Below are 14,843 nucleotides of genomic sequence, written 5' to 3'. Positions count from 1 at the left end.
GAACCATGCAACAACCTGTGGTCTGGCTGGTTGAAGACGAAATCAGTATCGCCGATACGCTTATCTACATGCTCCAGCAGGAGGGGTTTGCAGTAAAGGCGTTTGAACGGGGTTTGCCGGTGCTGGAGGAGGCGAGTCGGCAGGCTCCGGCGCTCGCCATTCTGGATGTCGGGCTGCCGGACATCAGTGGGTTTGAACTTTGTCGCCGGCTGCTGGCGCAGCATCCCTCGCTGCCGGTGCTGTTTCTGACGGCGCGCAGTGATGAGGTGGACAAGCTGCTTGGCCTCGAAATGGGGGCCGATGACTACGTTGCTAAACCTTTCTCCCCCCGCGAAGTCTGTGCGCGGGTGCGGACAATTTTACGGCGTATGCAAAAATCCGCTGCGCCTTCAGAGATTGTGCGCATCGGCCAGTTTGAACTGAACGAACCTGCCGCGCGAATCAGCTGGTGCGGTGAAGCATTACCGCTCACGCGCTATGAGTTTTTGCTGCTCAAAACCTTACTGCAGGCTCCTGGACGGGTGTTCTCCCGTCAGCAGTTAATGGACAAGGTGTGGGGCGAAGACGGCGACAGTTTCGATCGTACCGTGGATACCCATATCAAAACCCTGCGCGCCAAGCTGCGGGCGGTGAACGAGGAACTGTCACCCATCAGCACCCATCGCGGTATGGGCTATAGCCTGGGGCTTTATTAATGCGCATTGGGATGCGTTTGCTGCTGGGGTATTTCCTGATCGTGGCCATCGCCGCGTGGTTCGTGTTGTCGATCTTTGTTCAGGAAGTGAAGCCCGGCGTGCGCAGAGCAACCGAGGGCACGTTAATCGACACCGCGACCCTGTTGGCCGAAATTGGACGTGACGATTTGCTTTCGGGTCATGCGCAGCAGGGCAAGCTGGCGCAGGCCTTTTCACAACTCCATGAGCGCCCTTTGCGTGCCAATATCGGCGGGATTCATAAAGTGCGTAACGAGTATCACGTCTACATGACCGATGCACAGGGCAGGGTCGTGTTTGATTCCACCGCTCTGGCCGTAGGAAAAGATTACTCGCGCTGGAACGATGTCTGGCTAACGCTTCGCGGTGAATACGGCGCGCGCAGTACCCAGATCCATCCCGACGATCCGGAGAGTACGGTGATGTATGTTGCCGCGCCGGTTGTAGAGCAGGGCAAGATTATCGGCGTGCTCTCGGTAGGAAAACCGAACAGCGCGATGGCTCCGGTGATTCACCGCAGCGAGCGTCGGATCCTGTGGGCAGGCGGGGCGCTGCTCGGCATTGCCCTGCTGATTGGCCTTGCCGTGGCGTGGTGGATCAATCGATCCATCGGTACGTTATCGCGCTATGCCGACTCGGTGACCACGGATACACCTCTCCCGCTGCCTAATCCTGGCAGTAGTGAACTGCACAAGCTGGCGCAGGCGCTGGAAAATATGCGCATTCGCCTGGAAGGGAAAAACTATATTGAGCATTATGTCCATGCGCTTACCCACGAGCTGAAAAGCCCGATCGCGGCCATTCGCGGTGCGGCAGAAATTCTCTCCGAACAGCCACCACCGCAGGTAGCCACGCGGTTTATCGATAATATTCTGGTGCAAAACGCACGTATGCAGTCGCTGGTTGAAAAGCTGCTCACTCAGGCGCGGCTTGAAAATCGGGTCGAGATTACGCCTGAGGTCGTCAGCGTCGACTCGCTGTTCACCCGGCTTGCCGACGCGCGAGCGGCACTGGTGGCAGCGAAAGAGATTGTACTGACCCTTGAGCCGACTTCGCTTAATGTTGCGGGCGATCCCGACCTTCTCGATCAGGCGCTAGGCAACTTGCTGGATAACGCTATCGATTTCACACCGCAGGGCGGGGCCATCACACTCGCGGCCCGGGAAGATCGCAAGCAGGTACAGCTGATCGTCACCGACAGCGGAAGCGGGATCCCGGATTATGCTCGGGATCGTATTTTTGAACGTTTCTATTCCCTTCCTCGTGAGAACGGGTTGAAGAGCAGTGGACTCGGGCTGGCGTTTGTCCAGGAGGTCGCGCGTTTGCATCAGGGAGAGATCGGTTTGCACAATCGTGATGAAGGGGGCGTAGTGGCCACGCTAACACTTCACCGTCCCTTCACATAACTTCAAACTGGCCCCACACAGCACGGTTACGCTCTTCTCATCACAAAGGAGACGTAATGATGAAATCCCCCCTGTTCTGGAAAATTTGCACCCTTCTGGGGTGCATCCTGCTGCTGTTAGTCCCGCTTTTTATGGTCAGTAACCTGATATCAGAGCGGGAGAGCTATCGCAACGATGTCGAAAATACGCTGCGCCAAAGTACCAGCGGACCGCAAAAACTGGTCGGTCCGATGATTGCGATTCCGGTGACGGAGATCTTTTACAAGATAGAGGACGAGAAGAAGGTCGAATTTAAGAAAAGCTACATGCATTTCATTCTGCCGGAATCTCTGGTTGTTGAAGGGAACCAGCACGTTGAGTCGAGAAATATTGGCATCTATGACGGGCAAATCTGGAACACGGACCTGAAGATAAAAGCGCAGTTTAATACCGAAGAACTGAAGCAGTTGAGAGGGGAAACGATAACAACAGGGCAGCCGTTTATCGTGACGGGCGTTGGCGACGCGCGGGGTATTGGCACGGTCAGCATCTCTAAAATCAATGGTGAGACGCTAAGCGTGGAACCCGGTTCCGGTGTCTACGGGGCGCTTGCTGGGATCCACATCCCGCTAACCGACAAAGCGCTGGAAGCCAAAACGTTTCCACTTGAGATGTCACTCACTCTGGCGGGAACCGGCAGTTTTGCGGTGGTGCCGGTAGGGCGTAATAGCGAAATGACGCTCAACAGCAACTGGCCGCATCCGGGTTTTATGGGCGATTATCTCCCTGTTAAGCACCAGATAGGCGAGTCCGGTTTCCAGGCGAACTGGCAGAGCAGCTGGTTTGCCAATAACCTTGAGAGTTGGTTCTACGATAAGGAATCGCCGGAGTGGCAGGCGCTCCCGGCCTTTAGCGTGACGGTAGCGACGCCAGCCGACCAGTATCAACTGACGGACCGGGCAATTAAATACGCTATATTGCTGATTGCGCTGACGTTTATGGCCTTCTTTGTCTTTGAAACCTTAACTGGATTACGCCTTCACCCGATGCAATATCTGCTGGTGGGGCTGTCGCTGGTACTGTTCTATCTGGTGTTGCTGGCGCTGTCTGAACACGTTGGGTTTACGCCCGCATGGATTATCGCAAGCCTTGTTGGGGCGGTGATGAACGGGATGTACCTGCAGGCGGTGTTGAAAAGCTGGAAGCGCAGCGGAATGTTTGTGCTGGCACTCCTCGGACTGGATGTGGTGATGTGGTTCCTGCTGCGTTCGGAGGACAGCGCATTGCTGCTGGGCTCGGCTGTTCTCGCCCTGGCGCTGTTCGCGGTGATGTATCTGACCCGTCATTTTGACTGGTACTCGCTCTCTCAGCCGAAGCGCCCTGAACCTCCTGCAAAGTCTGATAACGACACGATGCGGATCTGGAAATAAAAAAAACGGCGCATAAGCGCCGTTTTTTAATGCGTTAACTGCGGGATTACTCCTGCAGGTCACCGCAGAAACGATACCCTTCGCCGTGAATAGTGGCGATGATTTCCGGCGTATCAGGCGTAGATTCGAAGTGCTTACGAATACGACGGATGGTGACGTCTACGGTACGGTCGTGCGGTTTCAGCTCACGGCCGGTCATTTTCTTCAGCAGTTCTGCACGGGACTGAATTTTGCCCGGGTTTTCGCAGAAGTGCAGCATCGCGCGGAATTCACTGCGCGGCAGTTTATACTGCTCACCGTTCGGGCTAATCAGCGAACGGCTATTGATATCAAGTTCCCAGCCGTTGAATTTGTAGCTGTCTACGCTACGACGCTCTTCGCTGACCGTACCCAGGTTCATGGTGCGGGACAGCAGGTTGCGTGCACGAATGGTTAACTCGCGAGGATTGAACGGCTTGGTGATGTAGTCATCCGCACCGATTTCCAGGCCAAGAATTTTATCAACTTCGTTGTCACGGCCCGTCAGGAACATTAACGCGACGTTCGCCTGCTCGCGCAGTTCGCGCGCCAGAAGAAGACCGTTTTTGCCCGGCAGGTTAATATCCATGATCACCAGGTTGATATCATTTTCAGAAAGGATCTGATGCATCTCTGCGCCATCGGTCGCTTCAAAGACATCGTAGCCTTCTGCTTCGAAAATGCTCTTTAACGTGTTGCGTGTTACCAACTCGTCTTCAACGATAAGAATGTGCGGGGTCTGCATGTTTGCTACCTAAATTGCCAACTAAATCGAAACAGGAAGTACAAAAGTCCCTGACCTGCCTGATGCATGTCGCAAATTAACATGATCGGCTTAACGTGACTAAAGTACGTAATTGCGTTCTTGATGCACTTTCCATCAACGTCAACAACATCATTAGCTTGGTCTTGGGTACTTTCCCTTTGGACCCGACAGTGTCAAAAACGGCTGTCATCCTAACCATTTTAACAGCAACATAACAGGCTAAGTGACACCAGACACCCAATAAAACTACGCTTCGTTGACATATATCAAGTTCAATTGTAGCACGTTAACAGTTTGATGAAATCATCGTAGCCGAATGCTAGCCTTTGTCACAATTTTTCAATAAACCAACTAGTTGCGGACATTGATTTATAAACGAAGTGAATCCAATCAGAATAGGGTATTCATGACGCTATTATCATTATAAAACATGGGGATAATAGTGTTCTGTTAACATTCTAACTGATTGTTCAGACAAGGAATAGTTTAGCGTTTTTAATTTGTTATGAAACGCTATTTCGGTGATTTGTGTTGCAATTTTGTAAATTCGCGCTGCGTAATATGTTGAAGCGCATCACATTTTTACCCGCTAACTGATTAAAAAGAGAGCATAAATGCATCTGTCGATTGTACTGGTCGCCCCAGCCAGAGCAGAAAATATAGGCGCTGCCGCGCGCGCCATGAAGACCATGGGATTTACCGATTTACGTATCGTGGACAGCACTGCCCACCTGGAGCCTGCGGCACGTTGGGTGGCGCACGGATCAGGTGATATTCTTGATAATATAACCACTTACGATACGCTCGCCGCTGCGTTACACGATATTTCCTTCACCGTCGCCACCACAGCGCGCAGCCGGGCAAAGTTCCACTATTATGCCACGCCAGCGGAGCTGGTGCCGATGCTGAGCGAGAAAAGCCAGTGGCTGGAGAAAGCGGCTCTGGTGTTTGGCCGTGAAGATTCCGGATTAACAAACGAAGAACTGGAGCTGGCTGACGTGCTCACCGGTGCGCCTATGGTGGCTGATTACCCGTCCCTGAATTTAGGCCAGGCGGTAATGGTTTACTGCTATCAATTAGCCTCCCTAATACAAATACCCCAACCTCAGGCACAAGGGGCAAACGAAAATCAGCTGGCTGCGCTGCGCGCTCGCGTTGAGCATTTGTTATCCCAACTGGGAGTGGCGGACGATCAAAAAATGGCTGACTGGCTGCAGCAGCGTCTTGGGCGTCTTGAGCAGCGAGACACTGCAATGCTGCATCGTTTGCTGCACGATATTGAAAAAAAATTGGCCGAGTAAAATACTGCCATAAGTTTTTACTATGGCGGATAAGTCTGTCCGGAAGGGTTGCATTTGGGGGAATCGGATGAAAATAAATCTGCAAGCAGCGGGACGTGAGAGCCTCCCGAAATGTGATCAAATTAAAAATCCATTGACTTAAGGTGCCCGATCCTTTAACCCTAAAAGAATACAGCACAGACAGATAATAATGACAGAGTACACAACATCCATGAAACGCATCAGCATCACCACCATTACTACAACCATCATCATTACCACAGGTAACGATGCGGGCTGACGCGTACAGGAAAAACAAAAAAAAGCCCGCACCTGAACAGTGCGGGCTTTTTTTTCGGCTAAAGGAAACGAGGTAGAACCATGCGAGTGTTGAAGTTCGGCGGTACATCAGTGGCAAATGCAGAACGTTTTCTGCGTGTTGCCGATATCCTGGAGAGCAACGCCAGGCAGGGGCAGGTTGCAACCGTGCTCTCTGCCCCGGCGAAAATCACTAACCATCTGGTGGCAATGATTGAAAAAACCATCGGTGGCCAGGATGCACTCCCGAACATTAGCGACGCCGAGCGTATCTTCGCTGAGCTACTGCAGGGGCTGGCGGAGGCACAGCCTGGCTTCCCGCTTGCACAGTTGAAGTCCTTTGTAGAGCAAGAATTCGCGCAAATTAAACACGTTTTGCACGGTATCAGCCTGCTGGGGCAATGCCCGGACAGCATTAACGCGGCATTGATCTGCCGAGGCGAAAAACTCTCTATCGCCATCATGGCCGGCGTGCTGGAAGCGCGCGGCCATAACGTGAGCGTGATCGATCCGGTTGAAAAACTGCTGGCGGTGGGCCACTACCTCGAATCCACCGTTGATATTACCGAATCAACCCGCCGTATCGCCGCAAGTAAGATCCCGTCTGACCATATGATCCTGATGGCCGGTTTCACCGCCGGTAACGAGAAAGGTGAGCTGGTGGTGCTGGGCCGTAACGGCTCCGACTACTCCGCCGCCGTGCTGGCCGCCTGTTTACGCGCGGACTGTTGTGAGATCTGGACTGACGTTGACGGCGTCTATACCTGCGACCCGCGCCAGGTACCCGATGCCAGACTGCTGAAGTCGATGTCATACCAGGAAGCGATGGAGCTCTCCTACTTCGGCGCCAAAGTGCTTCACCCGCGTACCATCTCCCCGATAGCCCAGTTCCAAATCCCTTGCCTGATTAAAAATACCGGTAACCCGCAGGCGCCGGGTACGCTGATTGGCGCCAGTACCGATGAGGACGGCCTGCCGGTGAAAGGCATCTCCAACCTGAACAACATGGCGATGTTCAGCGTCTCCGGTCCGGGAATGAAAGGGATGGTCGGCATGGCGGCTCGCGTGTTTGCGGCCATGTCCCGCAACGGAATTTCTGTGGTGCTGATCACCCAGTCCTCTTCCGAGTACAGCATCAGCTTCTGCGTGCCGCAGGGTGACTGTCTGCGCGCCCGTCGCGCGCTGGAAGAAGAGTTCTATCTGGAGCTGAAAGAAGAGTTGCTGGAGCCGCTCTCCATTCAGGAGCGTCTGGCGATTATCTCTGTGGTCGGCGACGGTATGCGCACGCTGCGCGGTATCTCCGCCAAGTTCTTTGCCGCGCTGGCGCGCGCCAATATCAATATCGTAGCAATTGCCCAGGGCTCGTCAGAGCGTTCAATTTCTGTTGTCGTGGACAACGATGACGCCACCACCGGCGTACGCGTGGTTCACCAGATGTTGTTCAACACCGATCAGGTCATTGAGCTGTTCCTGATTGGCGTCGGAGGCGTGGGCGGTGCGCTGCTGGAACAGGTGAAGCGTCAGCAGGCGTGGCTGAAGAAGAAACATATCGATCTGCGCGTCTGCGGGATTGCGAACTCAAAAGCGCTGCTGACCAACGTTCACGGGCTGAACCTGGAAAACTGGCAGGCCGAGATGAACGAGGCAAAAGAGCCGTTCAACCTGGGACGCTTGATCCGTCTGGTGAAAGAGTATCACCTGCTTAACCCGGTAATCGTAGACTGTACGTCGAACCAGGCGGTTGCCGACCAGTACGCGGACTTCCTGCGCGAAGGTTTCCACGTGGTGACGCCGAACAAAAAGGCCAACACCTCGTCGATGGATTACTATCACCAGTTACGTCTGGCGGCGAGCAAGTCGCGCCGCAAGTTCCTGTACGACACCAACGTGGGTGCTGGCCTGCCGGTTATTGAGAACCTGCAGAACCTGCTGAATGCAGGCGATGAACTGCAGCGTTTCTCCGGCATTCTCTCCGGCTCGCTGTCGTTTATTTTTGGCAAGCTGGATGAAGGCATGAGCCTGTCAGAAGCGACCCGTGCCGCGCGTGAGCTGGGCTACACCGAGCCGGACCCGCGTGACGATCTTTCCGGTATGGACGTGGCGCGCAAGCTGCTAATCCTCGTACGTGAAACGGGCCGTGAGCTTGAGCTTTCCGATATTGTGATTGAGCCGGTACTGCCGGCAGAATTTGACAGCAGCGGTGATGTCAGCGCCTTTATGGCCAGGTTACCGCAGCTTGACGACGCTTTTGCCGCGCGTGTTGCGAAAGCCCGTGATGAAGGTAAGGTATTGCGCTATGTTGGCAACATTGAAGAAGATGGCGTGTGCCGGGTGAAGATTGCCGAAGTCGATGGCAACGACCCGCTGTACAAAGTCAAAAACGGCGAAAACGCCCTCGCGTTTTACAGCCACTATTATCAGCCATTGCCGCTGGTGCTTCGCGGCTATGGCGCAGGGAACGATGTTACAGCGGCGGGTGTGTTTGCCGATCTGCTGCGTACCCTGTCATGGAAGTTAGGAGTTTAACATGGTCAAAGTTTATGCCCCGGCTTCCAGCGCCAATATGAGCGTCGGATTTGATGTGCTGGGTGCGGCGGTCACGCCGGTAGACGGTTCGCTACTGGGCGATACGGTCACGGTTGAAGCGGCAGAGAGCTTCAGCCTGAATAACGTGGGTCGTTTCGCCAGCAAGCTGCCGTCTGACCCGCGCGAGAATATCGTCTATCAGTGCTGGGAACGCTTCTGTCAGGAGATCGGCAAAAACGTGCCGGTCGCCATGACGCTGGAAAAAAGTATGCCGATTGGCTCCGGGCTGGGTTCCAGCGCCTGCTCGGTGGTGGCTGCCCTGGTAGCGATGAACGAGCATTGCGGCAAGCCCCTGAACAACAACCGCCTGCTCGGCTTAATGGGCGAGCTGGAAGGTCGTATCTCCGGCAGCATTCATTATGACAACGTCGCGCCGTGCTTCCTCGGCGGCATGCAGCTGATGATCGAAGAAAATGGCATCATCAGCCAGCAGGTGCCAGGGTTTGATGAGTGGCTGTGGGTGCTGGCCTATCCGGGCATTAAAGTGTCTACTGCCGAAGCGCGTGCGATCCTGCCCGCGCAGTATCGTCGTCAGGATTGTATCGCCCACGGACGCCATCTGGCGGGCTTTATCCACGCCTGCTACACCCGTCAGCCACAGCTGGCGGCGAAGCTGATGAAGGACGTCATTGCCGAGCCGTATCGCACGAAGCTGCTGCCCGGCTTTAACGAGGCGCGACAGGCATCAATGGATATTGGCGCGCAGGCGTGCGGCATTTCCGGTTCCGGCCCGACGCTGTTCGCCTTATGCGATAAGCCCGACACCGCACAGCGCGTGGCGGACTGGCTCTCTAAACACTACCTGCAAAATCAGGAAGGCTTTGTTCATATTTGCCGTCTGGACACGGCTGGCGCACGAGTACTGGGATAATCAATGAAACTCTATAACCTTAAAGATCATAACGAGCAGGTCAGCTTCGCGCAGGCGGTGACTCAGGGACTGGGCAAAAATCAGGGCCTGTTCTTCCCGCATGACCTGCCGGAATTTCAGCTGACCGAGATTGATGAACTGCTGAAGCAGGACTTTGTCACCCGCAGCACCAAAATTCTGTCTGCGTTTATCGGCGATGAAATTCCGCAGGAGCTGCTGGAAGAGCGCGTGCGTGCGGCGTTTGCTTTCCCTGCACCCGTTCAGCAGGTTGAGCCTGACGTCGGCTGTCTGGAGCTGTTCCACGGCCCAACCCTGGCGTTCAAAGACTTCGGTGGCCGCTTTATGGCCCAGATGCTGACCCACATCAGCGGCGACAAACCGGTGACCATCCTGACTGCGACCTCCGGCGATACCGGTGCGGCAGTGGCTCATGCCTTTTATGGGCTGAAGAATGTGCGCGTGGTGATCCTCTATCCTAAAGGTAAAATTAGTCCGCTGCAGGAAAAACTGTTCTGTACGCTCGGCGGCAATATTGAAACCGTGGCGATCGACGGTGACTTCGATGCCTGTCAGGCGCTGGTTAAACAGGCTTTCGACGACGAAGAACTGAAGGTAGCGCTGGGTCTGAACTCCGCCAACTCCATCAACATCAGCCGCCTGCTGGCGCAAATCTGCTACTACTTCGAGGCGGTGGCGCAACTGCCGCAGGAAGCACGCAATCAGCTGGTGGTCTCCGTGCCTAGCGGTAACTTTGGTGACCTGACGGCAGGTCTGCTGGCAAAATCTCTGGGGCTGCCGGTGAAGCGCTTTATCGCTGCCACCAATGCCAACGATACCGTGCCGCGCTTCCTGAAAGACGGGAAATGGGCGCCAAACGCCACGCAGGCGACGCTCTCCAACGCGATGGATGTGTCCCAGCCAAACAACTGGCCGCGCGTGGAAGAGCTGTTCCGCCGTAAGATCTGGCGTCTGGGCGACCTGGGCTACGCTACGGTGACGGATGAAACCACCAAAGCCACCATGCGTGAGTTAAAAGCGGTGGGATACACCTCTGAACCGCACGCGGCGATTGCGTACCGCGCGCTGCGTGACCAGCTTAACCCGGGTGAATATGGCCTGTTCCTGGGCACCGCGCATCCGGCGAAGTTCAAAGAGAGCGTGGAAGCGATCCTCGGTGAAACGCTGCCGCTGCCGAAAGAGCTGGCCGAGCGTGCTGACCTGCCGCTGCTGTCTCATGAGCTGCCGGCGGATTTTGCCGCGCTGCGTAAGCTGATGATGACCCGCGCGTGATGTTTGTCGGGTGGCGGCTACGCCTTACCCGACCTACAACGGCTCAGAACGTAGGCCGGGTAAGCGCAGCGTCACCCGGCAACAGCAGCACTGTACCGGGGCCGGGCAAGGCGAAGCCGCCACCCGGCTTTTTTATGGAGAAATTAAGGAGAAAGTAAGCAGGAAAAAAGCAGAAATTCCCAATAAATGCGGTCACTTAGCGTTTAGGATTGCAGAGAATAACATCCCCGGTTCCCCTCACGTAATCTCCTTACATCGGCCCACGTTGGGCAAGAAGAATAAGGAGTCACCGATGTCTAAAATGAAACCTGCGCTCATCGCGCTTTCACTGATGCTGGTCGCTCCCATGGCGGTACAGGCATCCGAAATTACCCTCGTACCTGCGGTCAAATTGCAGATTGGCGATCGGGATAATAACGGGCACTACTGGGACGGCGGCCGCTGGCGCGATCATGACTGGTGGAAAGCGCATTATGACTGGCGCAATGACCACTGGCGTCCGCATGATGAGCATCGCAATCGTGATAATCACCACGACCGTCACGATGACCGACATGACGATCATCGTCCAGGCCCGGACTGGAAACATCATTAATGCAAAACCCCGCCAGATGGCGGGGTTTGTTTTACTGCTCGTGGCGCTTAAACACCAGCTCACCTTTCCCTGACGACGCCTCGTCAAAGAAATAGCCTTCGCTGTTAAAGGTGGTCAACTGTTCCGGCTTCGTCAGGCGGTTCTGAATGATGTAGCGGCTCATCAGACCGCGTGCTTTCTTGGCGTAGAAGCTGATCACTTTGAACTTACCGTTCTTCTCGTCGAGGAACACCGGCTTGATAATTTCCGCATCCAGTTTTTTCGGCTTCACCGACTTGTAGTATTCATCGGACGCGAGGTTAACCACCACGTTATCGCCCTGAGCGTGCAGCGCCGCATTCAGCTTGTCGGTGATGATATCGCCCCAGAAATGATACAGATCTTTGCCTTTGGCATTTGCCAGGCGGATCCCCATCTCCAGACGATACGGCTGCATCAGGTCCAGCGGGCGCAGTACGCCATACAGACCCGACAGCATGCGCAGATGCTGCTGGGCAAAATCGAAGTCGGCTTCGCTAAAATCTTCCGCCTGCAGGCCGGTATAGACATCGCCTTTAAAGGCCAGAATGGCCTGGCGAGCGTTAGCTGGGGTGAAATCCGGATGCCACTCGTGAAAGCGGGTTGCGTTAAGGTCTGCCAGTTTGTCGCTGATGCTCATCAGCGAGGCGATTTGCGGCGCAGAGAGTTTACGCGCTTCGCGGATCAGCTGTTGGGAGTAATCCAGCAGTTCAGGCTGGGTATAGCGTTCAGTGGCGAGCGGGCTCTGGTAGTCGAGCGTTTTTGCAGGTGAAATCAGAATCAGCATATCCAGTCCTTGCAGGAAATTTAGAGCGACTTTAGCAAAAAATCGCTCTGAATTGATCGATAGCTGTTATTGCCGCGGCAAATCATCCCACGTGCCGGGGGCCAGCTGCGCCTTAACGTCGGGATAGCGTGCGGGATCAAATACCGGCGGAATACCCAGTTTGCGCTGACGAAGGTAGTCTCTGGCAATCAGGGTAACAACCGGCGAGAGCAGCAGGATCGCCGTGAGGTTCGTGATCGCCATCAGCGCCATAATGATATCGGCCAGTTGCCAGACCAGCGGCATGCTGAGCAGGGAGCCTGCTATGACCATCAGTATGACTCCCAGGCGTAGCGCCCCGATTGCGGCGCGGGAGTCGAGCTTCAGGAAAATAAGGTTATTTTCGGCGTAGAGGTAATTCACCACAATCGAGCTGAAGGCAAATAAGATCAGGATGAGCGAGACAAATCCGGCTCCCCATCCGCCGGTCAGGCTCATCAGAGCCTGCTGGAGAAGCTGTATTCCGGCGGTTTCCGACGAATGTGGTACGGGGCCTGCCAGCAGCAAAATCATAGCGCTGGCGGAACAGATAATAATGGTATCGGTAAACACGCCAATCATCTGCACAATGCCTTGCGCGGCCGGGTGCGGCGGCCACGACGAGGCGGCGGCTGCCGCGTTGGGGGTTGACCCCATACCGGCTTCATTGGAAAACATGCCTCGCTGAAAACCCGCCATCAACGCCTGGCTGAAGGTGTAGCCCAGCGCGCCGGATGCGACCTCACGCCAGCCAAAAGCGCTTTTGACGATGGTGACTATCACGCCCGGAACCTGGTCGAAGTGCAGTGCGGTGACGAACAAGCTCGCGACAATCCAGAGCAGCGCCATAAGGGGAACCAGCCACTGCATGAGACGGGCGATGCCTTTGAGACCGGCAGAAATGGTGAGCAGAACCACGAGGGCTAAAACGGTACCGGCGATCCACTCCGGACACGCGAAGGCGTAGCGCAGGGCATTGGCGACAGAGTTCGCCTGAACGGTATTAAAAATAAGACCGTAGGCGAGCAGTAAAAAAAGCGAGAACAGAACGCCCATCCAGCGCATCCCTAAGCCACGCGCCATGTACCAGGCAGGACCGCCGCGAAACTGGCCGTGCTTATCTTTCTCTTTGTAAAGCTGCGCGAGCGAACTTTCGGCAAAGGAGGTGGCCATACCGAGAAGCGCCGTCACCCACATCCAGAAAACGGCGCCGGGCCCACCGGCACTGATGGCCAGCGCAACTCCCGCCAGATTCCCACTGCCGAGGCGTGCTGCAAGGCTGGTACAGAGCGCCTGGAACGACGTTAATCCGCCCGGCTGGGGCGTAACGCTGTTTTTCAGACTTCTGCCAAACTTGCGAATATAGCGAAACTGGATAAAACCGCTGCGTAACGTAAACCAAATACCTGCTCCCAGAAGCAGGTAAATCATTATCGAACCCCACAGGACTTCGTTAATAAAGAAAAAGAAATCAGGCATTAACGTCCCTCTTGTTGATGCCAAAGTGAATATGTAAGCGTTACCACTGATTGGGCATGCTGTTGCTTAGCAGCCTGTTAATATTCCGAGTTTATCATACTCTACCTAAGCGCACTGTCTGCGGTTGCGCTACCCCTCCGTCGTGTTATCATCAGGGCAGACCGGTTACATCCCCCTAACAAGTAAACCTGTCATTTTTCCGCTGCAGGCATGCTGTCGGTAGCGTGAATTATCCAGGGCACGTTAAAAGAGAAACACTATCATGACGGATAAATTGACCTCCCTTCGTCAGTTCACCACTGTCGTAGCTGACACCGGAGATATCGCGGCAATGAAGCTGTACCAGCCGCAGGATGCCACAACTAACCCTTCTCTGATCCTTAACGCCGCACAGATCCCTGAGTATCGCAAACTGATTGACGACGCAGTGACCTGGGCGAAAGCACAGAGCAACGACCGCGCGCAGCAGGTTGTGGATGCCACTGATAAACTGGCAGTAAACATCGGTCTGGAAATCCTGAAGCTGGTTCCTGGCCGTATCTCTACCGAAGTGGATGCACGTCTGTCCTACGACACCGAAGCGTCCATCGCGAAAGCAAAACGTCTGATCAAAATGTACAACGATGCGGGCATCAGCAACGACCGTATCCTGATCAAACTGGCTTCTACCTGGCAGGGCATCCGCGCTGCAGAGCAGCTGGAAAAAGACGGCATCAACTGTAACCTGACTCTGCTGTTCTCCTTCGCGCAGGCGCGTGCATGTGCAGAAGCGGGCGTATACCTGATTTCTCCGTTCGTGGGCCGTATTCTGGACTGGTACAAAGCCAACACTGACAAGAAAGAGTACGCACCAGCTGAAGATCCAGGCGTGGTTTCCGTGACTGAAATCTACGAATACTACAAACAGCACGGCTATGAGACTGTGGTTATGGGCGCAAGCTTCCGTAACGTCGGCGAAATCATTGAGCTGGCTGGCTGTGACCGCCTGACCATCGCCCCTGCGCTGCTGAAAGAGCTGGCTGAAAGCGAAGGTACTCTGGAGCGTAAACTGTCCTACACCGGTGAAGTGAAAGCACGCCCAGAGCGCATCACGGAATCCGAGTTCCTGTGGCAGCACAACCAGGACCCAATGGCGGTAGACAAACTGGCGGACGGTATCCGTAAGTTTGCTGTTGACCAGGGCAAACTGGAAAAAATGATCGGCGACCTGCTGTAATCATCCTGCGTGACCGGGCTCCCGGTCACGCGACTTCTTTCGTACCCTGTCTGAATCTCCTCTCTGCGTGTAT

General features: G+C 54.9%; 14 protein-coding genes and 1 other annotated feature. Of the genes, 11 read left to right on the top strand and 3 right to left on the bottom strand.

Annotated features, from left to right (window positions below):
- The first annotated feature begins 5 nt into the window (after window positions 1-5).
- Genes creB through creD form a run of 3 tightly spaced genes read left to right on the top strand, consistent with a single transcriptional unit; the run spans window position 6 to window position 3,528 of the window.
- The gene (creB, locus tag PYW49_RS16110) at window positions 6-695 is read left to right on the top strand and encodes a two-component system response regulator CreB (RefSeq protein WP_320386952.1); all 690 of its coding nucleotides are present in this window, start codon (window positions 6-8) and stop codon (window positions 693-695) included.
- A complete protein-coding gene (creC, locus tag PYW49_RS16105) occupies window positions 695-2,119 on the top strand; it encodes a two-component system sensor histidine kinase CreC (RefSeq protein ID WP_320386951.1) in 1,425 nt (474 codons plus the stop codon). Before creB ends, creC begins: the two co-directional genes overlap by 1 nt.
- A gap of 56 nt (window positions 2,120-2,175) precedes the next feature.
- Window positions 2,176-3,528 (top strand): cell envelope integrity protein CreD, encoded by a 1,353-nt coding sequence (gene creD, locus PYW49_RS16100; protein ID WP_320386950.1) that lies wholly within the window; start codon window positions 2,176-2,178, stop codon window positions 3,526-3,528.
- 46 nt (window positions 3,529-3,574) lie between these two features.
- Here creD and arcA read toward each other — a convergent pair whose 3' ends face one another.
- Window positions 3,575-4,291: a two-component system response regulator ArcA gene (gene arcA / locus PYW49_RS16095; RefSeq protein ID WP_003856501.1), complete on the bottom strand. Its 717-nt coding sequence runs from the start codon at window positions 4,289-4,291 to the stop codon at window positions 3,575-3,577.
- 95 nt (window positions 4,292-4,386) lie between these two features.
- Here arcA and yjjY point away from each other — a divergent pair, with 95 nt between their 5' ends.
- The 7 genes from yjjY (at window position 4,387) to PYW49_RS16060 (ending at window position 11,252) form a co-directional block, all read left to right on the top strand.
- Window positions 4,387-4,527, top strand: coding sequence for a YjjY family protein (yjjY, locus tag PYW49_RS16090; protein WP_085928893.1), 141 nt, complete (start codon window positions 4,387-4,389; stop codon window positions 4,525-4,527).
- Window positions 4,528-4,926: 399 nt separating this feature from the next.
- Window positions 4,927-5,613, top strand: coding sequence for a tRNA/rRNA methyltransferase (locus PYW49_RS16085; RefSeq protein WP_320386949.1), 687 nt, complete (start codon window positions 4,927-4,929; stop codon window positions 5,611-5,613).
- A gap of 211 nt (window positions 5,614-5,824) precedes the next feature.
- Complete coding sequence (gene thrL, locus PYW49_RS16080) at window positions 5,825-5,893, top strand: thr operon leader peptide (RefSeq protein ID WP_015572623.1); 69 nt, start codon at window positions 5,825-5,827, stop codon at window positions 5,891-5,893.
- Window positions 5,832-5,949, top strand: a sequence feature (Thr leader region). Its footprint overlaps the gene before it by 62 nt.
- Window positions 5,950-5,973: 24 nt before the next feature.
- The gene (thrA, locus tag PYW49_RS16075; protein WP_320386948.1) at window positions 5,974-8,436 is read left to right on the top strand and encodes a bifunctional aspartate kinase/homoserine dehydrogenase I; all 2,463 of its coding nucleotides are present in this window, start codon (window positions 5,974-5,976) and stop codon (window positions 8,434-8,436) included.
- 1 nt (window position 8,437) lies between these two features.
- Window positions 8,438-9,367, top strand: a complete 930-nt coding sequence (gene thrB, locus PYW49_RS16070; protein ID WP_134349606.1) for a homoserine kinase — start codon at window positions 8,438-8,440, stop codon at window positions 9,365-9,367.
- Window positions 9,368-9,370: 3 nt separating this feature from the next.
- Complete coding sequence (gene thrC / locus PYW49_RS16065; RefSeq protein ID WP_320386947.1) at window positions 9,371-10,657, top strand: threonine synthase; 1,287 nt, start codon at window positions 9,371-9,373, stop codon at window positions 10,655-10,657.
- 292 nt (window positions 10,658-10,949) lie between these two features.
- Entirely contained in the window at window positions 10,950-11,252 is a 303-nt protein-coding gene (locus tag PYW49_RS16060) for a DUF2502 domain-containing protein (RefSeq protein WP_320386946.1), read from the top strand.
- Window positions 11,253-11,283: 31 nt separating this feature from the next.
- Here PYW49_RS16060 and yaaA read toward each other — a convergent pair whose 3' ends face one another.
- Both yaaA and PYW49_RS16050 read right to left on the bottom strand, forming a co-directional pair.
- Entirely contained in the window at window positions 11,284-12,057 is a 774-nt protein-coding gene (gene yaaA / locus PYW49_RS16055) for a peroxide stress protein YaaA (RefSeq protein ID WP_134349609.1), read from the bottom strand.
- A gap of 66 nt (window positions 12,058-12,123) precedes the next feature.
- Window positions 12,124-13,554, bottom strand: coding sequence for an alanine/glycine:cation symporter family protein (locus PYW49_RS16050; protein ID WP_134349610.1), 1,431 nt, complete (start codon window positions 13,552-13,554; stop codon window positions 12,124-12,126).
- 262 nt (window positions 13,555-13,816) lie between these two features.
- Between PYW49_RS16050 and tal the strand changes: the two genes are divergently transcribed.
- Complete coding sequence (gene tal / locus PYW49_RS16045) at window positions 13,817-14,770, top strand: transaldolase (protein WP_023334458.1); 954 nt, start codon at window positions 13,817-13,819, stop codon at window positions 14,768-14,770.
- Window positions 14,771-14,843 lie beyond the last annotated feature (73 nt).

Source organism: Enterobacter chinensis (assembly GCF_034008295.1).
Lineage (GTDB): Bacteria > Pseudomonadota > Gammaproteobacteria > Enterobacterales > Enterobacteriaceae > Enterobacter > Enterobacter chinensis.
This window is presented reverse-complemented; position numbering and strand designations above follow the sequence as displayed.

Coding starts and splice junctions, on each gene's coding strand:
- creB (WP_320386952.1), top strand. CDS start 6: ATGCAACAACCTGTGGTCTGGCTGGTTGAAGACGAAATCAGTATCGCC.
- creC (WP_320386951.1), top strand. CDS start 695: ATGCGCATTGGGATGCGTTTGCTGCTGGGGTATTTCCTGATCGTGGCC.
- creD (WP_320386950.1), top strand. CDS start 2,176: ATGATGAAATCCCCCCTGTTCTGGAAAATTTGCACCCTTCTGGGGTGC.
- arcA (WP_003856501.1), bottom strand. CDS start 4,291: ATGCAGACCCCGCACATTCTTATCGTTGAAGACGAGTTGGTAACACGC.
- PYW49_RS16085 (WP_320386949.1), top strand. CDS start 4,927: ATGCATCTGTCGATTGTACTGGTCGCCCCAGCCAGAGCAGAAAATATA.
- thrA (WP_320386948.1), top strand. CDS start 5,974: ATGCGAGTGTTGAAGTTCGGCGGTACATCAGTGGCAAATGCAGAACGT.
- thrB (WP_134349606.1), top strand. CDS start 8,438: ATGGTCAAAGTTTATGCCCCGGCTTCCAGCGCCAATATGAGCGTCGGA.
- thrC (WP_320386947.1), top strand. CDS start 9,371: ATGAAACTCTATAACCTTAAAGATCATAACGAGCAGGTCAGCTTCGCG.
- PYW49_RS16060 (WP_320386946.1), top strand. CDS start 10,950: ATGTCTAAAATGAAACCTGCGCTCATCGCGCTTTCACTGATGCTGGTC.
- yaaA (WP_134349609.1), bottom strand. CDS start 12,057: ATGCTGATTCTGATTTCACCTGCAAAAACGCTCGACTACCAGAGCCCG.
- PYW49_RS16050 (WP_134349610.1), bottom strand. CDS start 13,554: ATGCCTGATTTCTTTTTCTTTATTAACGAAGTCCTGTGGGGTTCGATA.
- tal (WP_023334458.1), top strand. CDS start 13,817: ATGACGGATAAATTGACCTCCCTTCGTCAGTTCACCACTGTCGTAGCT.